Here is a 24,432-nt window from a genome sequence, read left to right on the forward strand (position 1 = left end):
TTCGGATTTAAAATCGCTGTCCAGTGTCAGCTCGAGGAAAAAATGAAAAGATTGATCGTGGGGCTTACAGGGGCAAGTGGGGCTATTTATGGCGTCAGGCTACTGCAAGTTTTACAGCCAGTTGAAGGCGTAGAAACACATCTGGTCATCAGTCAGTCCGCTCGCCAGACACTGGCGCTTGAAACAGATTATAGTTTACGGGATGTGCAGGCGCTGGCTGATGTTGTGTATGACAACAGAGATATAGCCGCTGCTATCTCTTCCGGTTCGTTCAAAACTTCGGGTATGGTCGTTTTGCCATGTTCAATGAAAACCCTTTCAGGGATTGTTCACAGCTATACCGATGGATTAGTGACCAGAGCGGCAGATGTTGTATTGAAAGAAGGCCGTAAGTTGGTGCTTGGTGTGAGAGAAACGCCATTGCATTTAGGGCATCTCAGGTTGATGACTCAGGCGGCCGAAATAGGTGCGGTGATTATGCCGCCAGTGCCTGCATTTTATCATCGGCCTGAACAGATTCAGGATATTATTGACCAAACGGTTAATCGGGTGCTCGATCAGTTTGATATCGAGCTACCTCATGATCTGTTTACCCGTTGGCAAGGCGCTAAAGGTGTTGAGATTTAGTGTTTAGCAGGTCTTCAAAAGCTTCCTTTAGCTGAAAATAGCGGAAGCCAAAACCTGCTTGTTCCAGTTTATGCGGTATTGCCTGCTGTCCTCCTAGTACCAGTGCCGCAGCTTCTCCCATGAATAATTTCAGCACAAAAGCCGGTATGCGGATAATTGCAGGGCGGTTCAATACTTCTCCGAGTGTTGCGGCAAACTGATCATTGTGTACCGGATAAGGGGCGGTGATATTAAAAGGACCACTCAAACCGGGTGTCATCAACAGGTAATAGATGGCATTCACCATATCATCAATATGGATCCAGGGCAGATACTGCTTTCCGCTACCCATAGGTCCACCCAGCCCAAGACGGAAAAGTGGTAACATTTTTTTCAGTGCTCCGCCGTTTTTTGCCAATACAACGCCGGTACGCAAAAAACAAACACGGGTTTTATCACTGGCAGCTTGTAACGCAAGTTGTTCCCACCGTTTACAGAGTTGATGAGTAAATTCATCATTGGGTGGCTCATGTTCTGTCACAACTGCCTGATTTTGATCGCCGTAATAGCCCACCGCAGAGCCGGAAATAAATACTTCTGGTGGTGTCTGACTGGCATTAATTAACTTGCTGAGTTGTTCTGTTAGTGTCCAGCGGCTTTGGCACAGCTTTTCTTTTTGCGCTGAAGTCCACGGTTTATTTGCTATGGGTTCGCCAGCAAGATTAATAACAGCATCAAAATCATTGAGATCCGTTTTATCTTTCAAAGTGGTCCAGCATTCAGTTTGTTTACTGAACAGAGAGTACACTTTTTGCGGTGAGCGGCTCAGAATGGTAATGGAATGGGATAGGGAAAGAAGCTGGCAAACCAGATGGCTACCAATCAAGCCTGTTCCTCCGGTGATTAAAATATGCATAACCACTCCTATAACCTAAGTTCATATAGAAACTATAGCAGGGATATCAAGACTGATGATTTAAAATACAACTATCTGTTAGCCGGATCAAGTTTTGCGGGGAAATAGTTACCCCGCAAACAGGTATCAGGCTTTGCTGTAGGCTATTTGGGTAGTGCGGCGTTGGCTAATAGTATCAAACCATTTTTTCACTGCCGGATAATCGCTCAGATCAATATTTTGACGCTCATAGGCACGAACCCACGGATAAGTTGAGATATCAGCGATACTGTATTCCTGACCACCCAGATAGGGTGTTTTTTCCAATTGAGTATTCAGAACCTTATACAAGCGTTTTGTTTCTTCTTGATAACGATTAATTGCGTAAGGGACTTTCTCAGGCGCAAAGTGACTAAAATGGTGATTTTGACCCAGCATTGGGCCAAAGCCACCAATTTGCCAAAACAGCCATTGCAGGCTTTGAATACGTTCACGCACATCTTTGCTGAGTAACTTACCCGTTTTTTCTGCCAGATAAGTCAAAATGGCACCGGATTCAAAAATGGTGACAGGTTTACCGCTATCAGCGGGTTGCTGATCAACAATAGCCGGAATTTTATTGTTAGGAGAAATTGCAAGAAATTCAGGTTTAAATTGATCTCCCGCACCAATATCAATTCGGTAAATATTGTAAGGAAGGCCTGCTTCTTCAAGAAAAAGCGTGATTTTGTGACCATTTGGTGTTGGGGCATAATACAGGTCGATCATAGAACCTCCAGTGGGACATGAAATTGTATTACATATTACATTACCTTAGATCTATCCAAGAATAGTCAATTCAGACTTTTTGCTAATTCCCGCACCCGCATTGGCTGGCGATCATCCGTATTACCGGGGGTGAGTTTAACCGACAACAACTCCCCCGGTCATCAATCAAAAAGAATAGTTATCTGGAATTCGTTTTTATACTGCCATCTGCGTTAACCGCTGCCCGACTTCCGCCGTACAGATCTTTATTGAAAGTAGAGTAATCTGTGCGGACATCCTCACGACTTTCCAATTCTGCCAATATTTCCTGGCTGGATATGCTAAATCCCTTGGCATATATAGGAGAAGAGAAGGGTTCGGTATAGAGATTCAATCCCCATTGAGATTCTAAACCGTGGTTAGCCGCCCCTAAATTAACTTCAATCATAGAATGATGATTATCATCAACCAGATAACCGGTTGCCAGCCATCGGGTTAGCTCTTTCATTTCCCGCTCCCCGCATTGAATTGACTGCTCCGGTGATTCTCCATGAGTAGGTGTACCTAAAGAGAGATCATTTTTCAGCCCCGCACCTAATAGTCTGGCCGCAGTAATAAAACGATCCGTGGTGCCTGAAGGTGCAGCGACAGTTGGCAAATTATGTAAGGCTGCATCCTTAGAAAATCCTGTATTTTCTTTCACATTCCAGACAGCAAAACCATTACCACGTTGTACTATAATGTTTTCCTTCGCTAATTCTTGATGTGCTTTGATGGGTTCTGACCGACCAAATTGATAGTCGGTTCTGTCCAGCCGGTTGCGAGGGTTTAAACGGGCAAACGCCAACTCCCGATTGGTCAGACGATTATCGGCCTCAAGTGAAGCGGCAGATGACCAGACATTATCCTTATCAGGAGCCGGTGTTCTGAAATCATTTTGGACTTTTGTCAGGCTGTTGCCAGCCAGCGCTGGATTACTGGTAACTTCTTTCCCTTTTTCCTGTTTTGTCACCTGATATAATTCGGGATTTTCAGAGGCACTCAATTTATTTTCATTTTTAAATGTGTAGAGAGCCAACTGATCAGGTAAGGGATTTTCTTTAGTGGCACCACGGGCAGGTGCAAAGTTTTTACTTTCCAGGTAACCAATATCAATTATATCCTTGAATTCTGATTTCAATTCAGGTGATGAATAAATTTTCTCCAGAGTATCCCGGAAATAAGCTGAATTGGTAAGATCATAGTAAGCCGTGGCTTTCTCCCTCAATGTTAGAGGTTCTGTATTTGCCCTATCAGGTCTAACATCGCTTTGCTGTGCTTCGCTAATGATTCGAGTAAATCCACCCGCACCAAGCTGACCTAAAATACTAAACCCGGGTTTATCTCCGGTATAGGCATTAAGCATTTTGGTGATTGCGGTTAACTCATTACCCTCTACCCGAACAAAAAGTTTTACTAAGTTGGACAAGAGAGAATCAACCGTTTTATGAGCGGCGGTGCTTTCGCTGGCTAAACGGGAAATATTAGCTTCAACTTGTTTATTGGTCACGACGGATTTTTCATTCCATCGTGTGATAACCGAGGTTGGCGCTGTAAGTGGATTATCAATGGTATTATTTAGTAATGGCTCGCAGCAATGACAAGTTTTATCTGTTGAAGCCGCTTGATGCAACTCATTATGATTAATATCAATCCTGGTATCAGCTCTCTGTATTGAAAAGTGTGGCATACTTTTTCTCCATTATTTTTTATGTGAGCCCATTGAGTTTACTTTCTAAAAAAATAGGTCAAACGAAAATATCGTGGGTTGAAGCTGAAGTGGTCTGCTTAATTTCTGGTAAAGGGAGTTCAGCTCTTATTTTTTGAAGATTTCCCAAAATATTAACTAAATCAGTAGAATCGATTCGTGTTATATCTTGAAGCAAACAGAGACGAATAGTTCGCGTTGGCTGATGTAATGCGATCCATGCTCCTCCAAGTATATTGATATTACTGTTTAATGAGAGCCAAAATTCTGCATCATTATCCACAAACGAAGTGATTGTATGATGGAAAGTCAGCATAGATCCTGTTGAATCCACCTCTAACCACCAAGAGCCATAATCACCAATATTCAATTGCACTGCGCCCGTAGAAAGATTCAACATAATGTTGGTTTGAGCGGCAAAATCTGCACATAATTTTTCTAATTTGGACATCAATAAATCTCATAAAAATAATTGAATACGACTAAAATATTGTCCAAATTATGTGGTTGTAGTACAGGATCGTCTATCAAAAACAGACGATGATATTGTAAAAATTAATCAGATAAATTGGTTCTGTTGTGTTAACAAAACAATACCATCTTTTATGAAGAACCGGAGCGGGATAAGGTGGTGTGGTCAACCTTATCGCCGCGTTGGGCTATGGTTTCCCCAAATCCTCGTAGATTGAGTGAATAGGCCAGGTACTGAAAGAACCAATGAACTGCATATTTTTTGAATAATGTTTAAATGGAAATATATTCTAAATAATTGGTATGATATTTATATCAATAATAAATTGTTAGTATCTTACCATTAGGTTTTTATTGTTATTTTGATTTTAAATAAATGGAATGTTTTTATTATTTGGTTCATTTAAATAAAATTTAACTATTCATCATGACAGTTAGAGTGATAAATGTTTTTACATGTTATTCAATATGTTGTTTTTTCCTATGATGGAAATAAATTTTTGTTAAGTGAGTTAATGCTAGGATTTTTATTTTGTAGGTTTAATGTTTATTAGGCGAAGTAATTAAATAAATTGAATTTTTCCTGCTTTCTCATTTTTTGCCCTGTGGTTTTTCATAATTATATTCATTTGGCATTTATTGAATTTTATTATTATATTACGCTTGAGAGAATGAATTTTCTCTCCCACTATTATTAGTGTATCGAACTGATAATAAGCGTTGTATTACTTTCTCAGAATAAAAAAGGAAAATAATAATTATGAACGAATTATGCCCACGAGACTCTATTGATGGTCAAAAAATTATGGAACATTGGGTGGAGTTCCAACTTGTTGATGAACAAGGTAATCCATTAGTTAATATGCCTTATCGCCTGATAAGCCAGAGGGAGCCGTGTGATGAACGTAAAGGAGTAACTAATGATCAAGGATTGCTTAGGGAAGAAAGTTTGTCGCCAGATCCAGTAACGTTGTATATCAGTGCTCAACCATTAGCCGATGAAATGGAGCAGCGCCCATTACGAGAAAAGCGCGATATCAATGCATCGGTAGTCAAATCGAAAACCAAAGCAGAAGGCCATCAATATCGTTATGTGACCATTGGTCAGATAAGTGATGGCTTACCTGTAATTGATAAATGGAAAGAAGATAAACCGCCAGGCTATCATTTCCCAGACCCGGTACCGAAAGGTTTTGGAATTCCCTCAATAAATTGCCGGTATGTTCTGGAAGTGTGCCCATTTCGGGCCTGGGTATTATTGTTACATCATCAGCTTGATTACTCCTTGGTGAATGCTTATAACCTGGCGTTAATGGGGGTGCTATCATATTCTAATAATAATGTTGATGTGGCAGGTTCTATTACCCATTTTTTTAACCGACAGATGCTGGATATATCCCAATTACCCAATAAAATAGAAAAAATAGCGCGTTCCCCGATTGTTTATGATGTGCCATTTCGTGAACGTTACACTGATGTTGTATTTATTGATTCGAAAGCGAGTCAAAACCTATTAGGAGACACTGAGTTATTTTATGCATCGAATCAACAAGATATTATTGTCAGTTGGCGGGGGACGGCCAGTATAGATAATGCCCTCACTGATATTATGTACCAGCCATTGAGGTTGGGCTGTGGTCAAGGCGGCGTATGTAGTGGTTTTATTGAAAATGGTAAGGTCCATAGAGGTTTTTGGGAAGCATTTAATCTTATTAGCAAATTAAAAGCTCCCGGCTCTGATAAAAGTATGTTTGATAAAATTATTAGTTTAGTTAAAAATCGAAATTTATTTATCTGTGGTCATAGTTTAGGCGGTGCTCTGGGATTATTGCACAGCGCACAACTGAAAAAATACCATCCTTGTTTGTACAGTTATGGGATGCCGCGGACATTAACCCGTAGTGCGGTAAAAGAACTGGAAGATATTACACATTATCGTCATCTAAATGAAAATGATTTGGTTCCCTCAGCTCCCCCGGAAAAAGACCTGGATAACTGGCTTTATGATTATTGGGGGCCGCTGGGCTATTTATTCAGCACTATTGAATTGTTGGGTTTGACAAAAGGTGATGAAGTTTTCTTGCATCATGGAAAAATAGTTCACTTTTATAAAGCTAATCTGATTATTGAATCTTTAAAAAAGAGTGATTCAAATAACTTTATACGGCTGAGTGATATATTACCTGTCGACGTAAAATTGTATTTAATTCCGTCATTGAATCATGAGACGGAAGATAATATGAAGGAAGCATTAGAGATTCAGAAAGAATTTTTTAAACATATAAGTGACTCTGATAGGGCTAAATGGTTTCCTCGTAATGACAACCCGAAGTTAAAAGATGCTTTGAATCTGCCTGATCACCGTATGTTTAAATATATTCATTACATCGGTGATCGAATTGCAGAGTTGGTTGAACCGAGGAAATATCATTTTTATCGGGATAAAGCGCGATTATTTGAAAGAACAATGGAGGAAAGGTCTGATATTGTTTCTGATATTCGGCAACGTAATAGCCTATTTTTACATATGGATGATCAGTTAACACAAGCACTTATTTATACTAGGCAAAATAAATGGGGTAATTTGGCTTTGAAACGCTATACGGATAATTTTGTACTGATTGGAGAGGATTGGATGTGATGAATATGGGAAAATGCTTGTCAGTAACATTAATATCAGGTTTTACGCAAGTATTAAGTCATATAAGGTATTGAGATTAAAGCAGATCCGTATGAATATACCGAAGGTGGCTATAATTAGTGGAAAGGATGAGTGGGTTGAGTACCCCAATGGGTGAATTGATATTAATAGCCAAACGGTAGGTCATTGTAAAATAATGTTGGCATAATGAGGGGCATAAATGGATTAGCCCCTCTTTTCTGGTTTTTGAGGTTGATAAGGTGCAGATAATCAACCCCGTTATCACTGCGGGTAAAAACCGTATCGCATTACGGTTCATCAGGAGCCCTATTTCGGGTTCAGTTAAAGGGTTGCATGAAGCGTCCGAAACGAATAACTTCGTAGAGCCTCTATCAATTTGGTTATTTTGAATAGGTTAACCATTCTATAGACTTGCAATTTCTTGCTAATAAAAAAGGTTTTTTGAAGATGGAACAAGAGAATACAGAGGGTGTTGAGTGGATTGATATTGTCAATGAAGACAATGAAGTCATTGCTCAGGCTACACGTCGGCAGATGCGCGCCCAGTGTTTACGGCACCGTGCCACTTATATCGTAGTTCATAATGGTATGGGAAAAATTCTGGTTCAGCATCGTACAGAAACTAAAGATTTTTATCCGGGAAAATTGGATGCGACCGCAGGTGGAGTTGCGCTGGCGGGTGAAAATATGTTGGATGCAGCCCGGCGCGAGGCAGAAGAAGAATTGGGTATCGCAGGCGTTCCTTTTGCCGAGCATGGTAGTTTTTATTATGAGGAAGAGAATTGCCGTATCTATGGCGCATTATTCAGTTGCATCAGTCATGGCCCATTTGCTTTACAGGAAGCGGAAATTGACGATGTGTGCTGGCTGATACCGGAAGAAATCACCGCGCGTTGTGACGAATTCACCCCCGATTCGTTGAAAGCGCTTTCTCTGTGGTTGACTCGTAATAATGATTTCGATGAAGTTATTTTTAATAAAAAAACTGACTGATTCAGCTGTCTGTTTTAATTGAGTAATTAAGCTCCCAGCAGGTGGAGCTTTTTCTGTCATACTTAAATCCGGCGGATTCACATGATAAGTGCAACATCGTTAGTCTGGAAGTAAACAAGTTCGTATTCCTTTAAATAACTCATTCGGTGTTTTCCCACCCCGTGTATTGCGTGATCGAACACCAGAGCTCTCCGGACAAGATGATAGCATTTCGATTGATACGTTACAGTATTTCAGCCATGCAACGGCATCTGGAGCAGGGACATGAAAAATTGCCGCTGGTCATTCCGGTGTTGTTCTATCACGGGAAAATACAGCCGTATCCCTGGAGTACCAACTGGCTCGACTGCTTCGATGATCCGGCGCTGGCGAAGGAAATCTATTCCGGTCCATTCCCGCTGGTCGATGTGACGGTGATACCGGATGATGAAATCCTGACGCATAAACGGATCGCGCTACTGGAAATGGTGCAAAAGCATATTCGGCAGCGAGATATGGCGGAGCTGCTGCAAGAGTTGGTCATACTGCTGGCGTATGATTACTATACGGATGAACAGTTAAAAAGCGTGCTAAACTACTTATTACAGGCGGGAGATACCGCCGATCCAGAGGGTTTTATCCGGCGACTGGCAGAACAGTCTCCGAAGTATGAGGAGGTACTGATGACAATAGCACAAAGATTGGAACATAAAGCACGTCAGGAAGGACGCAAGGAAGGGCGCCAAGAGGGGCACCAGGAAGGGCACCAAGAGGCAACTTTGAAAATTGCTCATGCATTGCTGAACAGAGGAATCGATCGTGAAACGGTGATGAAAACCACCGGTCTGAGCGAGAACGAGCTTAAGCAAATACGCCACTAACTCGTGTTGAGAGTGCTTAATCAGCATTCAACGATGCGTGTTAAAAGAGGATGTTACGGTGACTGTCAGAACAGTCACCGAAGTATAAATGGTGATGAAAATCATCGGACTGAGCTTGAACAAGTGTCTAACAAACTTACTGTTGATACGTTATCGGCATAAAAATGCTTGAGTCAATGTACGAAACGCATAGAAGCGGCACATTTACATTCCAAACGATAAGGCCAAGTCTGAATCTACTGTAAAAGTGATAATCAAGATATAAGGTTAATAAGGCAACAACACAGTGAAAATAGAGCTAAAACAACACCTTCGTATCCTGATAGGATTAGCAGCAATACTGATCATAACCCAATTGTTTGATAGTTTAACCGGCGGCGCACTAAACAATTTCGGTATTATTCCCCGATATGCTCAAGGGTTAATCGGTATTCCACTATCTCCATTCCTACATGGTAGCTGGGAGCACTTGTTCAGCAATCTCCCCGTATTATTAGTATTGAGTGCGTTACTGATGACACACTCCATTCGTTATTATGTGCTAGCTAGCTTATTTATTATCTTTGTGGAAGGCATATTAGTCTGGTTATTTGGACGCACTGCTATTCATATTGGTGCTAGCGGATGGATTTTTGGTCTGTGGGGATTACTGCTGGCTAACGCCTTTTTCCTGAGAAGAGCAAAAGATTTCTTCTTTGCGATTCTCGTGTTTGTGTACTACGGTGGGATCGTATTTGGCCTGTTACCGTGGCAAGAAGATATTTCAACGGAAGCACATATCTTTGGCGCGATATCTGGATTGATTTTCTCTTGGCTGTCAAAGAAATGGGTAAAAAATGAACCTGGTTATTCTTGTTCCAAGAATAAATAAATGACCATTTAAAATAGAATGACAACTAATAGCCCGTTTATGATAACGGGCTGGTAATGGATATAATCACTGATTTTTTGATTTAGCTTGATTATGTCCATTTCAACGCAGCATCATCGATAGGCTGCTCCAAAACCTGTTTATCTTTTTTATAATCATGTGGAACCTGCCAGGTTGAACTGCGTCCTTGACGAGGAAGAGAATCCGCTGCACGTTTTATATAACCAGACTTCAAAGCACCAAAAATATTTTCGTCCTCCAGCATTTCACCTGGTTGAGCATAGGGTGTTACAACCGTCGCACCGCGACGCTCCATCTCGTTCAACAAGCGGCAGATATATTCCGCAGATAGATCAACTTTCAACGTCCAAGCGTTATTGATATAACCAAACAGACAGGCAAAATTAGGGATATTCTGTATCAACGTCCCCTTATAGAGCATTCGATCATGACTTTGCTGCTTTTGCCCATCAATAGAGAGTTCAATCCCGCCAATAAAATGTAATTTCAGCCCAGTCGCTGTAACAATAATATCTGCGGGTAATTCTTTGCCGGATTGTAACAAGATACCGTTTTCAGTTATGCGTTCAATATGGTCAGTAACGATAGAGGCTTTACCTTCTTTCAGTACTTTAAATAGGTTACTACTGGGAATAAAACATAGCCGTTCATCCCATGGCATATATTTTGGAGTAAAATGCTTCATGTCAAAATCTGGACCGACACGTTTGCGAGCAGACGCCAGCAAAAACGATTTCAACAAGTTAGGTAAATGTCGACTCGTTTTATAAAGTAAACGGTACAGAAAGAGATTGCGATTTCTACTCAATGTGTAAATCCAGCGCTGTGGAATAATGCCTTTGCAGTACTCTGCTATCTTATCTCTTCCCGGTATTGAAAAAACATAACTGGGGGAGCGCTGTAACATCGTGATATGTTCAGTATCATTTGCCATAGCAGGGAGTAAAGTGACTGCTGTTGCGCCGCTACCAATGACAACAACCCGCTTTCCTTTATAATCCAATCCTTCAGGCCAGTGTTGAGGGTGAATTACCGGGCCTTTGAAATTTTCAATGCTGGGGAATTTAGGTAAATAAGGTTCATCATAGTTGTAATAACCTGTTGCAGCGACGAGAAAATGACAGGTAAATTGCCGGGTTTCTCCACTGATTTCATCAATTGCGGTGACGGTCCACTGGCGAGTTGCATTTGACCAGTCAGTCTGAGTGATTTTTAGCCCAAACTGTATTTTCTTATCAACTTCATACTCTTTTGCTGTTGCATGGATATAACTTTTAATTGAAGGCCCATCTGCAAAAATACTGGTGTCTGTCCAAGGGCTGAATTTATAGCCATAGCTCATCATATCTGAATCCGAGCGAATGCCCGGATAGCGAAACAAATCCCAGGTACCGCCTATCGTATGGCGACGATCTAAGATAATAAATTTCTTATCAGGACATTTCTTTGTTAAATGACATGCTACGCCAATGCCAGCAATACCCGCGCCAATAATCAAAACATCATAATGGTTATTCATTGTTATTTCTCCCACTAGGTCATCTTTTGATGATATAAATATCCCGTAATCAAGTTATGTTATTTTTTATTCAGTAGGATTTCCACTGTTAGAAACAGTGATTATTTCGGTTGAAATAAGTTGGAACAACATGAATCGGAACTAAGATCCTTCTCAATCCATAAAGGATTAATTTTGTGTCGGAAGACGGAGAGGGCAGAGCACCGTATCTCAGTGATCCGTTCAATATCCTGTTGGAACATAAAATAATCTGGAGATAAAGGAGATGCTCTGAATTATTTCAAAGATGTAGATTAACTTTTTCCTGAATTGAACTAAGATGATTTAATAGAAGAATTCAATAAGTATTATATAGAGAATTCTATTGAATTTGTCCTGCTTAATTCTTTTTCACCTAAAAATCTCATAGGCTTTGCTAGTATTTTCATTCTGGTGTATTTTGTCAGCAGGAAAACCTATTGATTGTTTATTTATTGTGGTTTAATAATATTGGTTATCCACTGGAATCTATAATCAGCATCCACGGATTCAGGGTTTACAGTTATTTTTGAAACAAGTTGGTTTTGTTAGTGGTGGCTCTCAAATTTTTGCAGGTATTGGGGTGTGCGTGGCCTCTCTTGGTGCAGCTTGTACGGGTTTTGGTGTTCCATTATTGGTGCAAGGAGGAAATAATGTTTATGAGAATGGGTATTACCTGTTATTAAGAAAGGAGGTTTCAGATCCGGCAAGAGATGTTTATCGTGATGTGGCTAAAACACTTGGTTATAGTGAAGCTGATGGTGATAGAGTTTACGGCTATGTAGATCTGGGGTTGTCTGGGTACGGAATGGTAAGATCTATTGTGAGGCTTGGGACTTTTCGTCTATTTAGATATATTAAATCTGATTACATCAGAGGGTGGCAAGAGATGGGGAAAGTACCTTTGATTGCTGAAATTATCGGTGATGCTGTGACTGGTTTCAGTATTTATTCGATTTCTAATGGTGAAAAAAATGAATAATGATGTGACATTGTCATATTACAATATCTTTTTTGTTATTGTTTATTACGCAATATCTATTTTAGTGTTTATTATACTTTTTAAGCTGAGATGGCACGTGAAGGATTATATTCAAGCAGTGTTTTTTTCTATTGTTCTTTCAGTTTTCACTATTATTCAATATAATATTTTAGCAAATGGTGGGGTGCTGATATATATATATCCTCATTATTTTAGTATTTACGATTATAGTTCAATTCGGTTTGGTGGTTTGTTCTTTCTAATTATATATTCCTGTTTGATGCCTGTGAGTCAATTTTATCGTGAGGAAAAAGAAAAGAAGAGCAAAGGTAATGGTGAAAAAAATGAATAATGATGTGACATTATCATATTATAATTTCTTTTTTGTTATTATTTATTACTTAATGTCTATTTTCGTATTTATTATGCTTTTTAAGCTTAGGAGGTACGTAAAGTTCCATATTCACGCAGTGTTTTTTACTATTTTTCTTATAGTTGTTGATACTGTTCAATATAATATTGCAGTAAATGGTGGTGTGCTGATATATATATTTCCACATTATTTTAGTATTTACGATTACGATTACGATTACGATTACGATTACGATTACGATTACGATTACGATTACGATTACGATTACGATTACGATTCGATTTTTTATGGAGCTTTGTTTTTTTTAACTGTATATTCTTGTCTTTTGCCTGTGAATAAATTTTATCGTAATAAAGAAAATAAAGAAAATAAAGAAAATAAAGAAAATAAAGAAAATAAAGAAAATAAAGAAAATAAAGAAAATAAAGAAAATAAAGAAAATAAAGAAAATAAAGAAAATAAAGAAAATAAAGAAAATTGAGACTTATTTAATAGTTTACAAAGCGCAGCCTGTTTTAAAGTTGTAAAACCCCACCTACCAAAGAAGTGGAGATTTTATTAGGTATTAATATACCGTATCTTCCCATGTACTATAACCACTCGTCCCTACAATAATATAGATCCATATTATGCTTTTATATATTAATAACAATGTTTCTTGAGGTTGTTGGTCATTATGTTCTAAAAAGTTAGGATGGAGGATACTGTATTCCAATATCTTAGCTCCGATGAGCTTTAATTTAAAATATAATTCCAGTCCTCTATTTGAACTTGTCCGATAAAGATCAATGAAGCAATCCAATAATTCATTATTGGAAATTGTAACACCTAATAAAGGCGTTGATTTATCGACAGGCTTTTTAATTATCACCGGTTGATGATTGACATTTTTCTTACGTAACATTGAGTGGCTTAAACTGTAAACCAAAATTTCATCCTGATGACTCGCTTGGTATGATTCATTAGCGATATCGGTATTGCTAATATGACATTCAACAATGTTGGCTTTGGTACTTGGATATTCTGTTAGGAGTTATTGCTCATTGATTTTACTGATCGGCAAGAAAAACGCAGGAACAGGATCCCCGGGAGGGATATTCCACCCCGGGTTTTTCAGCAAATTGTAAACAGCATTATCTCTTATCGTTATATTGCTGTGGCTTATTTCACTTCTGGCATCACACCAATAAAAGCGGTTTTCTTCCTTGGCTCAGATATCAGGGATTCAAGCTCTTCAACACATTTCAGATAATGAAGTGTTTTTTTATGTGCATTGGCAGCTTCTTCATCGACATACGCTTCATAAATATAAAAACGGGTAGGAATATTTTCATCCCGTAATACATCAAAGCGCAGATTACCTTCTTCCTGAATTGAACCCAGATGATTGAAGCGGAAAACGTCAAGAAACTTATCTAATTTGTCTTGTTTAACATTAATTTCAACCATAGTGACATGCATTTTAATTCTCCTCACCCTTTTTCACTTAAAAATAATTCATAAGCTTTGCTGGCATTTTCATTCTGGTGTACTACCGCGTGAACAGCTTTCAACATCGCAACCGGTGCTTCGGATTGGAAAATATTGCGCCCCATATCGACACCCGCAGCGCCTTGATCAATTGCCTGATAACACATCGCCAGCGCCTCTTTTTCTGGCAGCTTTTTACCACCAGCAATCACGATAGGTACTGGGCATCCGCTGGCAATACGCTCAAAGCCAGTATCGACATAGTAAGTTTTGATAATTTGCGCGCCCATTTCAGCAGCAATACGGGTCGCCAGAGAGAAATAACGCTGATCCCGCACCATATCCTTACCAACGCCGGTGACTGCCATGGTTGGCATCCCATAGCGCATTCCCTGATCGACTAACTTGATAATATTTTTGATCGACTGATGCTCATGTTCAGAGCCGATATACACCTGAGCGGCTACCGCACAGACATTCAGGCGCAAAGCATCTTCCATAGCAACAGCGACTGCTTCATTGGACAATTCCGTCAGAATCGAGTTGGCACCGGAAGCACGTAACACCACTGGTTTATTGGTTGCGGGCGGAACCTGACTGCGAAGAATACCGCGGGTACACATCAATACATCAGTATGTGCAAACAACGGGGCAATATTGATATCAATGCGTTCAAGGCCAGTTGTTGGCCCTTGAAAGTAACCGTGGTCGAAAGCCAGCATAACAGTTCGATTGGTTTTGGGATTGAAAATACGTGATAGTCGTGATTGCATTCCCCAATCAAGTGCACCACAGCCTTTCAGTTCAAATAAACGGTTCTTCTGCGGGACATCAAGACCAAAATCTTTACCATCTTTAATATCGTCTAAATCTGCCATTTTTCCTCTCCTAACTAGCTTACACTGGGCCAGCAACCCTTAATGGCGGAGATTGCCGGACAGTAGAATTAGAAATCGTACTGATTGATATTGTCTTTGGTGAAAATCACCCGTTCAGGCAAAATAACAATACCGTTTCCTTTGGCTTCATAGCTGTAGCCCTGAATACTGTTTGGTGCAACTTCGACGGTGCCAATATCAGGAATATCGAGTTTATCTCCGACATTTAAATCACCTCTCCTGAGTAATTCGTTGGCAACATGGATTGAAATCTTGCCTTGACTAACAACATCCCACAGCCCGAATTGCTTCACGGTTCCGCGTTCGACATAAGGGCGCATGACATTGGGGGTGCTGAAACCCACTATTGCAACGTTTTGTCGTTTCAGATTTTCCGCAGCCTGTGCAGCCGCAGGCAGCGCATTGGCATCCGGGGCAATAATCGCATCGAGATCACCCCAAGCTTTTAAAATTCCTTCCGCAGTTTGTAAGGATTTTGTCGCATCGTTATAACCAAACTGAGTGGTAACAATTTCCCAACCCGGATGTTCTGCGGCGATTTTATCTTTGGCTTGTTTTACCCATTGGTTTTGGTCGGTGACTGTTGGGCTGGAGTAAAAAAATGCAACTTTGGCCTGCGCTTTTTTCACCTGATTAGCGGTCATATCTACCAGCATTCCGCCCAGTTGATTTGGTGTTCCCTGATTGATATAGATAGAACGGCATTCCGGTGAAGTGTCTGAATCCCAGGTCAGAATTTTCACTCCCCGCTGCATTGCCCGTTTGAGTGCAGGACACAAGCCTTCCGGTGAAACCGCAGACACCACAATAGCGTCATAACCCTGATTGACGAAATTATTGATAAGCTGGACCTGTCCGGTAACACTGGGCTCTGTTGGTCCATCATAGGTAACATTGACCCCGAGCGCTTTTCCGGCTGCTACGGCCCCCTGACCTCCACTGGTAAAAAAGCCGACACCGACCAGTTTAGGGATAAAAGCGATTCTTTCCGCCGCATGTACCCAAGAGGTGCAAACCAGACTTAATACACTGATCAGCGCCAGTTTTTTCAGGATTGGTGCTTTCATTACTTTCTCCTCATTGTTAGGTTTCAGCATGGCATTACCTCTGTCAATCAGGAAGGTAATCTCTGATTGCGCCAGCGCTGCATCCAGCCACGGATTTGGTGGCGATGTAAACTGATTGAACGGCCTACTACCGCAATAATCAGCAGTGCGCCGGAAAGGGCGCTGGATATCTGGTTCGGTATACCGATCATCTGTAATCCCTGTTGCAAATAACCGATTAACAGCATAGCCAGCGCTGTACCGATAATTGAACCTGAGCCGCCGTAAATATTGGCCCCACCTAATACCACGGCGGTGATTGCCGGCATCAGAAATGACGAGCCAAGATCAGAGCGCGCCGATCCAAAATAGGAAACCAGCACAATAGCGGCGATAGCGGCGGCGATACCTGTCAGGGAATAGATAAGATACAGGGTTCGGGCAACCGGAATGGCGGCATAGTGGGCAGCTTTGTTGTTTTGACCCATCAGAAAAATGTTGCGTCCACTGTGAGTACGATGCATGAAAAGCCAGAAAACCAGTACACAGATGATAAACAGAGTTAATGGTACAGGCAGACCCAATAAAGTCAGATTGACGAAGTCAGTGAATGCCGGTGGAAAGCCGCCAATCCCTTCATAACCTGTGGCGCCGAAAATACCGGAAAGCAGCAGCGCACTGCCACCAAACAGGTACAGCGTACCGAGCGTAATAACCAAGGGGTTAACGCCGGTGTATAAAATCAGCGCTGCATTGATGATTCCACACATTGCACCGACCATCAGCGTCAGGGGAATGACGGCGGCCATCGGGATCGCCGCCTGATTCATCACACCCAGCGATATTGCACACAGGCCAATTGTTGAACCGAATGAAATGTCAATACCACCACTGACGATAACCATCGTCAGTGGCAAGGCAACAATGCCGATACAGATAAAATCACTGGTACTGAATAACAGTATATTGATATCCAGCATTCGTGGGTTTGCTATACCAAATAACAAAATTTCCATAACCAGTAATACAGTTAAGGTTAATTCCCAGCCATAACGCTGACCGATATTCATCATGTCACCTGATCATTGTTGTCATTTTTGAGGAAACGGGCATATTTCTGCTGGCGGATATTCTTTTCAATCGCACAACGAAGGCGTCCGTCAAAAACCAACACGGCCAACAGAACAAATCCGGCAATAAAATCGTTCCACCAGGCAGGAAGTTTTAGCAGTATTAATCCGCTGTTTATCTGGGTCAGAAAAAATGCGCCTAAAATAGCACCAATTACCGAACCTGTCCCGCCGAGCAAACTAATACCGCCCAGCACACAAGCGGCAATCGCTTTCATTTCTAGCCCATTACCGGTTTGATTGGGGATAAAACCAATCTGGGAAGCAAAAACAATCCCGGCCAGAGCCGCCATCACGCCGTTAACTGAAAAAGCGATAATTCGGATGCTATTTGTACGAACACCAAGCTGACGGGCACCTTGCAGGTTGTCACCTATTGCGTAAAAGCCACGGCCGAAAGCGGTTTTTGCCAGTATCCAGGCCATTGCCAGTATCAGAATCATTAACAACCAGCCGATGGGGGAAATATTCAGCCATAGCGGCGCGGAAAGACTTTTCAGTTCATCAGGTAAACCTTCAATCCATTTACCATCGGTGAGCAGGAGCATGAATCCACGGTAAAGCCCCAGCGTGCCAAGGGTGGCAACAATAGCGGGAATTTTCAGCCAGGTGACCAGCACGCCGTTAAACAACCCGGCACACATACCGAGCAGAAGAGTGAACAGACAGGAAACGGGCAAACTGAATCCTGCATTTAGTGACATCCCCATAATAACCGCGCATAAGCCGGTAATGGAGCCGACAGAAACATCAATATTGCGGGTCAGCATGACCAGTGTCGCACCCATCGCAAGCAAGATAAGGATTTGCGCACTGCTGAAAATCAGGGTAACGGTTTGCAAACTAAAATACTGTTGATCGATAACACCCAGTAAGCCAAACAGGCCAAGAATGGCGATCAATGCGGTTATTTCACGGTTATTCTGGATAAATCTCAACATGATGTCGCCTTATCTGTTTTTATGGTGGGGACAGTCTGTTGTGATTTATATCCACCAAAAGCGATATGCATAATAGTATCGACATCCATCTGAGGTTGAATCAATTCGCCATTAATTTCTCCCTGATGCATCACCAATACCCGATCCGCTGTCTGAACTATTTCATCCAGATCGGATGAAATAAAAATGATCGCCACCTGTTGCTGGGCGATATGACGAATCAGTTGGTAAATATCATTGCGTGCCGCGACATCCACGCCACGTGTGGGTTCATCAATAATGAGCACTGCGGGGTGAGCCTCAAGGCATTTAGCAATCAGAATTTTTTGCTGATTACCTCCAGACAGGGTTTTGACTGGCTGATTGATATGGCTGAATTTGATATTTAAAGCTTGGCGATAGCGTTCAACGACGGCGGCATCATAGGTCGGGTGTATCCAAAATGAGCTGTTGTTATGGGTTAACGCGCAGATATTCCAGCTTAGGGATGAATCCGGAAATAACCCCGATGATTGTCGGTCCTCTGGTAAATAGACCAATCCTTGTTTCAGACGTTGAACGATTTTTAGCTTGGTAATTGAACACTGTTTTAATTTGATTTCACCAGATACCACAGGACGCAGGCCATAAAGTGTTTCAGCTAATTCTGTACGACCCGCACCGACAACACCGGCCAAACCCAGAATTTCGCCGGGTTTCATGGAAAACGTGATATTGCGGAAACCTTCACCATTCAGGTCAGTCACGGTCAATACAGGTAAATCAGATGAGATCTTTTGCTGATTATTGTTCAGCTCCGGCCACAATTTTTCTGTGTCGGTTAAGGGGTTATTTTTTGCTGTGGGGGTAATGGCTCGAATGATGTCATCGGTTGTGTAATCACCGGTTTTACCACTCAGCGCAATGCTGCCATCACGCATGACACTCACTTGATCCGCCAGCTGGCGAATTTCAGGGATTTTGTGAGAAATAAAAATAATGCCGACGCTTTGCTGCTGTAGTTCACGGAGCCGGGTAAATAAGCGTTTGGTTTCTGCCGGTGTCAGGGAGGCGGTAGGTTCATCGAGAATTAAAACGTTTGAATTACGCATCAGGCCACGCATAATTTCGACCAGTTGCTGATCGGCAACATTGAGACTGCCCGCACTGACATTGAGATCTAATTGACAGCCAAGTAATGCCAGCAAATGTTTCATTTTGGCCTTATCTGCCTGACGCTTGGGCAAACGGAACAGTATATTTTCCTGTACAGACAAATTAGGAAACAGCAAGGGTTCCTGTGGTATCAGATAAATACCAAGTTGATGTGCTTTGGTGGGATTGAGATGGCTGACATTATTGCCATCAATCTTGATAGATCCTTTATCCGGTTGTTCTATACCGGCAATGATCTTCATCAGTGTTGATTTGCCTGCACCATTACCCCCTAACAGAGCATGTATCTGCCCTGGAAGCAGAGTAAAATCAATATGTTTCAGTACCATTACGCCGGAAAATTGCTTACTGATGCCACTGACTTCTAATAGCGGTGGTACTGCGGTGTTGTTATGTAACATCGCGGCATCCTCTTAATGCAGGTGCTGAGGCAAACAAAATGAACATTTATGTAACTAAAAAACAATTGTTCAACATGGTAGCTGTTAAATTGTGACATTGGCACTATTTAGATCACATTTTGTGAAAAAATTAGATCTGCGTAATATTATGTTCAAATTTTTACGGTAAGACTCTGGCGTGTTATACGTTTTAATGGTTATCTGTTGAGTGCGGATAAAAGAAGTGGTTATGTCAATAAAATCAGCGAAAGAAAAAGCAGTTAAAGAGAAAAATGTGTCGTCCGAGGACACCTATCCGGGTAATAGCATGAGTGAAGAAGAGCTGCTTGCGCGTATTGCATGGTTTTACTATCACGATGGCCTGACACAAGGGGACATCGGCGATCTGTTGGGTTTGAGCCGGTTAAAAGTTTCCCGGTTATTGGAAAAAGGGCGGCAGTCAGGTGTGATTCGGGTACAAATTAACTCTCGTTATGAAGGGTGTCTGGAGCTGGAAGATACCCTGCAAAAACATTTCTCTTTGAAACAAGTGCGCGTTTTACCTGCGCTGGCTGATATGAATCTTAATGCCAGATTGGGGGTTGGGGCGGCCCATTTGCTGATGGCGTTGATTGAACCACAGCAATTACTGGCAGTCGGGTTTGGTGAAACCACCATGTGCACATTGCAGCACCTCAGTGGTTTTATCTCATCACAACAAATCAGGCTAGTGACGTTATCTGGTGGTGTTGGTCCTTATATGACCGGCATCGGCCAACTGGATGCCGCCTGTCCAATCAGTATTATCCCCACACCACTGCGTGCTTCGACTGCTCAGGTCGCCGAAACATTCCGTCAGGAGAGCAGCGTCCGTGATGTGCTGTTGGCGGCTTGCGCGGCTGATGCGGCTATCGTTGGTATCGGCGCGGTTAATCAGAAACAGCAGGCGACCATTATGCGTTCTGGCTATATCAGCGGTGGTGAACAACTGATGTTTAGCCGGAAAGGCGCGGTGGGCGATATCCTTGGTTATTTTATGCAAGCGGATGGTCAATTGGTGGACAATATGCAGATTCATCAAGAACTTATTGGCATCTCTATGCTGGAACTGAAAACGATTCCAACGGTTATTGGGGTTGCGGGAGGAGAGGATAAAGCGGAAGCCATTGTTGCTGCACTTAATGGTCAATATATCAATGCGCTGGTAACGGAAGAGCAGACCGCCAGAGCGATGCTGAATTTGTTGCGCTGAACTCGCATTCCATCTATCCGCAAATAAACAGAAAAAATTTGAGGTAAGGCTATAAGTTCAAAAAGTCATTAAACTGAGGATAGCATCATGAATCAACGCCGTAGTGTTAATCCATCGGGAAAATATCTGATGGCGCTTGATGCAGGAACAGGGAGTGTTCGTGCAGTAATATTTGATCTTGAAGGGAATCAGATAGCCGCAGGGCAGGCTGAATGGATACATCAGCCTGTACCTGATGTACCGGGCTCAATGGAGTTTGATTTAGTGAAGAACTGGCAACTGGCTTGCCAGTGTATCCGCCAGGCACTGAAAAAAGCGGAATTGCCCGCCAGTGCTATCCAGGGGGTGGCGTCCTGCTCCATGCGGGAAGGGATCGTGCTTTATAACAGCAACGGTGAGCCAATTTGGGCCTGTGCCAATGTGGATGCGCGTTCCAGCCGTGAAGTGAGTGAATTGAAAGCGCTGTATAACAACACCTTTGAATATGATGTTTATCAGTGTTCAGGGCAAACGTTAGCACTGGGGGCGATGCCCCGTCTGTTATGGCTTGCGCATCACCGTCCGGATATTTACCGTCAGGCAGCCGCCCTAACGATGATCAGTGACTGGCTGGCAAATATGCTCAGTGGTGAATTGGCCGTCGATCCCTCTAATGCCGGTACAACCGGAATGCTGGATTTGGTAAGCCGTGACTGGCGTCCCAACCTGCTTGAGATGGCCGGTTTACGTTCTGATATTCTTTCTCCGGTAAAAGAGACAGGAACCCTGTTAGGTTACATCACTGAAAAAGCCGCGTCTCAATGCGGACTTAATATTGGAACACCGGTCATTATGGGGGGAGGTGATGTACAGCTCGGTTGTCTTGGCTTAGGGGTTGTCAAGCCGGCACAAACTGCGGTTCTGGGTGGTACTTTTTGGCAGCAGGTTGTCAATTTGCCAGAGCCGGTTACGGACCCGAATATGAATACACGGATAAACCCACATGTTATTCCCGGTATGGTTCAGGCGGAATCCATCAGTTTCTTTACCGGTTTGACAATGCGTTGGTTCAGGGATGCATTTTGCGCGGAAGAGAAATTATTGGCGGAGCGTCTTGGTGTTGATACTTATAACTTACTGGAAGATATGGCCGCTAGAGTACCCGCCGGCGCTTATGGCATCATGCCGATTTTTTCTGATGTAATGCGGTTTAAAGCCTGGTATCACGCGGCACCTTCTTTTATTAACCTGTCGATAGATCCTGAGAAATGCAATAAAGCGACATTATTCCGCGCATTGGAAGAAAATGCGGCGATTGTCTCGGCTTGTAATCTGGATCTGATTTCTGCATTTTCGGCTGTTAAACCGGATTCATTGGTATTTGCTGGCGGTGGTTCGAAAGGAAAATTGTGGAGCCAGATTTTATCTGATGTGACAGGGCTACCGGTTCGGGTACCAATGGTTAAAGAATCTACTGCCTTGGGATGTGCAATCGCCGCTGGAGTGGGGGTTGGGCTTTATGATGCCATGAGCACGACGGGGGAAAAGCTGGTACGTTGGCAACATGAATATCAGCCAAACCCTGAACATTATGAAGTGTATCAAAAGGCTAAAAAGAATTGGCAGGCGATATATGCCGATCAGCTAACTTTGGTCGATCATGGTTTGACAACTTCATTATGGAAGGCTCCGGGATTATAACTTGCAATGAGTTGATCTACCGTATTATTGGGTGCGCTTGCGTCGATATGCGCTTTGTGCACCAAGTATTCTCTTATGCCTGAAAATGTGTGATGTTGGTCGAAGATTAAATAGATATATGGATACTGGCTGAATGCACATCTATAAAAAAGATTTTCTGATTTCTGCTGGTTATTGTGACAATAATCAAAAATTTCGCACTCAAGCTTCGCAGCCGCAGAACCGAAAGCTTCCCGTCGTATTCTATCATACGTCCGTCAAAGAGCCTGCGACGGTATTTTGGCGTAAAAATGAGATGCACAACCCTCTTACTCATGCTGTGCCTTTTACGGAGAAAACCCGCCAGTAAATCATGCTGATGACTCAATTGATATCTTTCTGTAGCATGCTAGAATTATTTAACTATATCAATGAGCGCTGATGATGTTAAGAGCCACAAAAGTCCGCATCTATCCGACACCGGAACAGGCAACGTTTCTCAATGCCCAGTTTGGGGCGGTTCGTTTTGCGTACAACAAAGCGCTGCATATCAAAAAACAGGCGTATCACCGTCACGGCGTGAGTTTAAGTCCGCGTAAAGATCTCAAGCCTTTGCTGGCCATGGCGAAGAAGTCCCGTAAATATGCCTGGCTTAAAGAGTCCGACTCCATCGCCTTGCAGCAGTCGGTGATTAACCTTGATGTCGCTTTTTCTAACTTCTTTAATCCGAAGCTGAAAGCCTGTTTCCCAACATTCAAGAGTAAGCATGGCAGGCAATCCAGCTATCATTGTGTCGGTGTCAAAATTCTCGATAGTGCCATCAAAATTCCGAAGCTACCCCCCATTGAAGCCCGCTTACATCGTGAAATTAAAGGCGAATTAAAGAGCATCACACTGTCCAGAACACCAACAGGGAAATACTACGCTTCGATACTCTGTGATGACGGCCCGGAAGCGCCCGCGAAGCCGACCCGGATAACCCACGTAACGGGGCTGGATATGGGACTGTCGCACTATGCAATCAAATCAGGCGGAGACAAAATTGCCAATCCGCGCCATCTCATCAATGCCAGTCGCAACCTGCGACGGAAACAGAAAGCCCTGTCGCGTAAGAAAAAGGGCAGTGCGAACCGCCAAAAAGCGCGTAGACATCTTGCCGGTGTACACGAACGGGTAGCCAATACCCGCGCCGATTTCCAGCACAAACTCTCCCGTGCAATTATTGACGAAAGCCAAGCGGTAATAGTGGAGACGCTGAAAACGGCAAATATGATGAAAAACCATCGACTCGCCCGGGCTATCGGAGATGCTGGTTGGCATAGTTTTATCACAAAGCTGGAGTACAAAGCAGCAGAAGCCGGGGTTCATATTGTGAAGCTGGATCAAGGGTTCGCCAGTTCAAAAACCTGTCATTGCTGCGGTCACAAGATGCCGGAGATGCCGTTACATAAACGCATCTGGCAATGCCCTGAATGTGGAGTTGAACATGACCGCGATATCAACGCAGCAATCAATATACAGCGCAAGGGCATACAGGAATTACAGGCGGCGGGTCTCGTCGTCTCTGCCCATGGAGGCCAGCGTAAATCCGTCGTACAGACGGTTGCGGCCTGAGAAGTGGGAAGCCTCGCCGTTTACGGCGGGGTGTAGTCACAACAAGCATATCTTCTTAATGAACCATTTTTAATTGAAATCCCTGTTGTTTACGACTATAACCTATTAAAACATGTATCTT

22 protein-coding genes and 2 pseudogenes are annotated in these 24,432 nt (G+C 42.5%); 11 read left to right on the top strand and 13 right to left on the bottom strand.

Annotated features, from left to right (window positions below; all coding sequences use genetic code 11):
- Positions 1-42 precede the first annotated feature (42 nt).
- Positions 43-627, top strand: a complete 585-nt coding sequence (locus tag C5471_RS01770; RefSeq protein ID WP_133814907.1) for a UbiX family flavin prenyltransferase — start codon at positions 43-45, stop codon at positions 625-627.
- Here C5471_RS01770 and C5471_RS01775 read toward each other — a convergent pair.
- The 4 genes from C5471_RS01775 to C5471_RS01790 form a co-directional block, all read right to left on the bottom strand.
- Positions 608-1,522 carry a TIGR01777 family oxidoreductase gene (locus C5471_RS01775; protein WP_133814908.1) on the bottom strand — a complete coding sequence of 305 codons (915 nt, stop codon included), beginning with the start codon at positions 1,520-1,522 and terminating at the stop codon, positions 608-610. The two genes, C5471_RS01770 and C5471_RS01775, sit on opposite strands and share 20 nt — an antisense overlap.
- A gap of 126 nt (positions 1,523-1,648) precedes the next feature.
- On the bottom strand, positions 1,649-2,269 hold the full coding sequence (locus C5471_RS01780; RefSeq protein ID WP_133814909.1) for a glutathione binding-like protein: 621 nt from the start codon (positions 2,267-2,269) through the stop codon (positions 1,649-1,651).
- 178 nt (positions 2,270-2,447) lie between these two features.
- A complete protein-coding gene (locus C5471_RS01785; protein ID WP_133814910.1) occupies positions 2,448-3,977 on the bottom strand; it encodes a type III effector in 1,530 nt (509 codons plus the stop codon).
- A 58-nt stretch (positions 3,978-4,035) separates the two neighbouring features.
- Complete coding sequence (locus C5471_RS01790; RefSeq protein WP_133814911.1) at positions 4,036-4,446, bottom strand: type III secretion system chaperone; 411 nt, start codon at positions 4,444-4,446, stop codon at positions 4,036-4,038.
- Between the two features lie 780 nt (positions 4,447-5,226).
- Between C5471_RS01790 and C5471_RS01795 the strand changes: the two genes are divergently transcribed.
- The 4 genes and pseudogenes from C5471_RS01795 (at position 5,227) to C5471_RS01810 (ending at position 9,852) form a co-directional block, all read left to right on the top strand.
- Entirely contained in the window at positions 5,227-7,107 is a 1,881-nt protein-coding gene (locus tag C5471_RS01795) for a lipase family protein (RefSeq protein WP_133814912.1), read from the top strand.
- Positions 7,108-7,575: 468 nt separating this feature from the next.
- Positions 7,576-8,121 carry an NUDIX hydrolase YfcD gene (gene yfcD / locus C5471_RS01800; RefSeq protein WP_166295570.1) on the top strand — a complete coding sequence of 182 codons (546 nt, stop codon included), beginning with the start codon at positions 7,576-7,578 and terminating at the stop codon, positions 8,119-8,121.
- Positions 8,122-8,282: 161 nt separating this feature from the next.
- Positions 8,283-8,981, top strand: a pseudogene (locus tag C5471_RS01805) (Rpn family recombination-promoting nuclease/putative transposase); the annotation flags it as partial.
- Positions 8,982-9,267: 286 nt separating this feature from the next.
- Positions 9,268-9,852, top strand: coding sequence for a rhomboid family intramembrane serine protease (locus C5471_RS01810; RefSeq protein WP_133814913.1), 585 nt, complete (start codon positions 9,268-9,270; stop codon positions 9,850-9,852).
- Positions 9,853-9,943: 91 nt separating this feature from the next.
- Here C5471_RS01810 and C5471_RS01815 read toward each other — a convergent pair whose 3' ends face one another.
- Positions 9,944-11,392: a flavin-containing monooxygenase gene (locus C5471_RS01815; protein WP_133814914.1), complete on the bottom strand. Its 1,449-nt coding sequence runs from the start codon at positions 11,390-11,392 to the stop codon at positions 9,944-9,946.
- A gap of 547 nt (positions 11,393-11,939) precedes the next feature.
- On the opposite strand from C5471_RS01815, the gene C5471_RS01820 reads away from it, so the two are divergent.
- The 3 genes from C5471_RS01820 (at position 11,940) to C5471_RS23875 (ending at position 13,246) form a co-directional block, all read left to right on the top strand.
- Positions 11,940-12,392: a DUF4225 domain-containing protein gene (locus tag C5471_RS01820; RefSeq protein ID WP_133814915.1), complete on the top strand. Its 453-nt coding sequence runs from the start codon at positions 11,940-11,942 to the stop codon at positions 12,390-12,392.
- A 97-nt stretch (positions 12,393-12,489) separates the two neighbouring features.
- Positions 12,490-12,744: a hypothetical protein gene (locus C5471_RS01825; protein WP_133814916.1), complete on the top strand. Its 255-nt coding sequence runs from the start codon at positions 12,490-12,492 to the stop codon at positions 12,742-12,744.
- Positions 12,737-13,246, top strand: a complete 510-nt coding sequence (locus C5471_RS23875) for a hypothetical protein (RefSeq protein WP_207627111.1) — start codon at positions 12,737-12,739, stop codon at positions 13,244-13,246. The genes C5471_RS01825 and C5471_RS23875 overlap by 8 nt, the downstream gene beginning before the upstream one ends.
- An 84-nt stretch (positions 13,247-13,330) precedes the next feature.
- On the opposite strand, the gene tssD is transcribed toward C5471_RS23875, so the two are convergent.
- The 7 genes from tssD to lsrA form a co-directional block, all read right to left on the bottom strand.
- The gene (gene tssD, locus C5471_RS01835; protein ID WP_339959155.1) at positions 13,331-13,765 is read right to left on the bottom strand and encodes a type VI secretion system tube protein TssD; all 435 of its coding nucleotides are present in this window, start codon (positions 13,763-13,765) and stop codon (positions 13,331-13,333) included.
- 161 nt (positions 13,766-13,926) lie between these two features.
- Positions 13,927-14,226 (bottom strand): (4S)-4-hydroxy-5-phosphonooxypentane-2,3-dione isomerase, encoded by a 300-nt coding sequence (gene lsrG / locus C5471_RS01840; RefSeq protein WP_133814918.1) that lies wholly within the window; start codon positions 14,224-14,226, stop codon positions 13,927-13,929.
- Between the two features lie 11 nt (positions 14,227-14,237).
- On the bottom strand, positions 14,238-15,113 hold the full coding sequence (gene lsrF, locus C5471_RS01845) for a 3-hydroxy-5-phosphonooxypentane-2,4-dione thiolase (RefSeq protein ID WP_133814919.1): 876 nt from the start codon (positions 15,111-15,113) through the stop codon (positions 14,238-14,240).
- A 68-nt stretch (positions 15,114-15,181) separates the two neighbouring features.
- Complete coding sequence (gene lsrB, locus C5471_RS01850) at positions 15,182-16,201, bottom strand: autoinducer 2 ABC transporter substrate-binding protein LsrB (RefSeq protein WP_133814920.1); 1,020 nt, start codon at positions 16,199-16,201, stop codon at positions 15,182-15,184.
- 47 nt (positions 16,202-16,248) lie between these two features.
- Complete coding sequence (gene lsrD, locus C5471_RS01855; RefSeq protein ID WP_133815011.1) at positions 16,249-17,250, bottom strand: autoinducer 2 ABC transporter permease LsrD; 1,002 nt, start codon at positions 17,248-17,250, stop codon at positions 16,249-16,251.
- On the bottom strand, positions 17,250-18,251 hold the full coding sequence (lsrC, locus tag C5471_RS01860) for an autoinducer 2 ABC transporter permease LsrC (RefSeq protein ID WP_133814921.1): 1,002 nt from the start codon (positions 18,249-18,251) through the stop codon (positions 17,250-17,252). The genes lsrD and lsrC overlap by 1 nt, the downstream gene beginning before the upstream one ends.
- A complete protein-coding gene (gene lsrA, locus C5471_RS01865) occupies positions 18,245-19,807 on the bottom strand; it encodes an autoinducer 2 ABC transporter ATP-binding protein LsrA (protein WP_133814922.1) in 1,563 nt (520 codons plus the stop codon). Before lsrA ends, lsrC begins: the two co-directional genes overlap by 7 nt.
- Positions 19,808-20,036: 229 nt before the next feature.
- Between lsrA and lsrR the strand changes: the two genes are divergently transcribed.
- Both lsrR and lsrK read left to right on the top strand, forming a co-directional pair.
- On the top strand, positions 20,037-21,038 hold the full coding sequence (gene lsrR / locus C5471_RS01870; protein ID WP_207627112.1) for a transcriptional regulator LsrR: 1,002 nt from the start codon (positions 20,037-20,039) through the stop codon (positions 21,036-21,038).
- 87 nt (positions 21,039-21,125) lie between these two features.
- Positions 21,126-22,718 carry an autoinducer-2 kinase gene (gene lsrK, locus C5471_RS01875; protein ID WP_133814924.1) on the top strand — a complete coding sequence of 531 codons (1,593 nt, stop codon included), beginning with the start codon at positions 21,126-21,128 and terminating at the stop codon, positions 22,716-22,718.
- A gap of 185 nt (positions 22,719-22,903) precedes the next feature.
- Here the strand turns inward: lsrK and C5471_RS01880 are convergent.
- Positions 22,904-23,085 (bottom strand): annotated as a pseudogene (locus C5471_RS01880) (transposase); the annotation flags it as partial.
- Between the two features lie 56 nt (positions 23,086-23,141).
- Here C5471_RS01880 and C5471_RS01885 point away from each other — a divergent pair.
- A complete protein-coding gene (locus C5471_RS01885; RefSeq protein WP_133815012.1) occupies positions 23,142-24,311 on the top strand; it encodes an RNA-guided endonuclease InsQ/TnpB family protein in 1,170 nt (389 codons plus the stop codon).
- Positions 24,312-24,432: the final 121 nt, after the last annotated feature.

The sequence above is a fragment of the Photorhabdus tasmaniensis genome, from assembly GCF_011189505.1.
GTDB classification, from domain to species: Bacteria; Pseudomonadota; Gammaproteobacteria; order Enterobacterales; family Enterobacteriaceae; genus Photorhabdus; species Photorhabdus tasmaniensis.

Coding starts and splice junctions, on each gene's coding strand:
- C5471_RS01770 (WP_133814907.1), top strand. CDS start 43: ATGAAAAGATTGATCGTGGGGCTTACAGGGGCAAGTGGGGCTATTTAT.
- C5471_RS01775 (WP_133814908.1), bottom strand. CDS start 1,522: ATGCATATTTTAATCACCGGAGGAACAGGCTTGATTGGTAGCCATCTG.
- C5471_RS01780 (WP_133814909.1), bottom strand. CDS start 2,269: ATGATCGACCTGTATTATGCCCCAACACCAAATGGTCACAAAATCACG.
- C5471_RS01785 (WP_133814910.1), bottom strand. CDS start 3,977: ATGCCACACTTTTCAATACAGAGAGCTGATACCAGGATTGATATTAAT.
- C5471_RS01790 (WP_133814911.1), bottom strand. CDS start 4,446: ATGTCCAAATTAGAAAAATTATGTGCAGATTTTGCCGCTCAAACCAAC.
- C5471_RS01795 (WP_133814912.1), top strand. CDS start 5,227: ATGAACGAATTATGCCCACGAGACTCTATTGATGGTCAAAAAATTATG.
- yfcD (WP_166295570.1), top strand. CDS start 7,576: ATGGAACAAGAGAATACAGAGGGTGTTGAGTGGATTGATATTGTCAAT.
- C5471_RS01815 (WP_133814914.1), bottom strand. CDS start 11,392: ATGAATAACCATTATGATGTTTTGATTATTGGCGCGGGTATTGCTGGC.
- C5471_RS23875 (WP_207627111.1), top strand. CDS start 12,737: ATGAATAATGATGTGACATTATCATATTATAATTTCTTTTTTGTTATT.
- lsrG (WP_133814918.1), bottom strand. CDS start 14,226: ATGCATGTCACTATGGTTGAAATTAATGTTAAACAAGACAAATTAGAT.
- lsrF (WP_133814919.1), bottom strand. CDS start 15,113: ATGGCAGATTTAGACGATATTAAAGATGGTAAAGATTTTGGTCTTGAT.
- lsrB (WP_133814920.1), bottom strand. CDS start 16,201: ATGAAAGCACCAATCCTGAAAAAACTGGCGCTGATCAGTGTATTAAGT.
- lsrD (WP_133815011.1), bottom strand. CDS start 17,250: ATGAATATCGGTCAGCGTTATGGCTGGGAATTAACCTTAACTGTATTA.
- lsrC (WP_133814921.1), bottom strand. CDS start 18,251: ATGTTGAGATTTATCCAGAATAACCGTGAAATAACCGCATTGATCGCC.
- lsrA (WP_133814922.1), bottom strand. CDS start 19,807: ATGTTACATAACAACACCGCAGTACCACCGCTATTAGAAGTCAGTGGC.
- lsrR (WP_207627112.1), top strand. CDS start 20,037: ATGTCAATAAAATCAGCGAAAGAAAAAGCAGTTAAAGAGAAAAATGTG.
- lsrK (WP_133814924.1), top strand. CDS start 21,126: ATGAATCAACGCCGTAGTGTTAATCCATCGGGAAAATATCTGATGGCG.
- C5471_RS01885 (WP_133815012.1), top strand. CDS start 23,142: ATGTTAAGAGCCACAAAAGTCCGCATCTATCCGACACCGGAACAGGCA.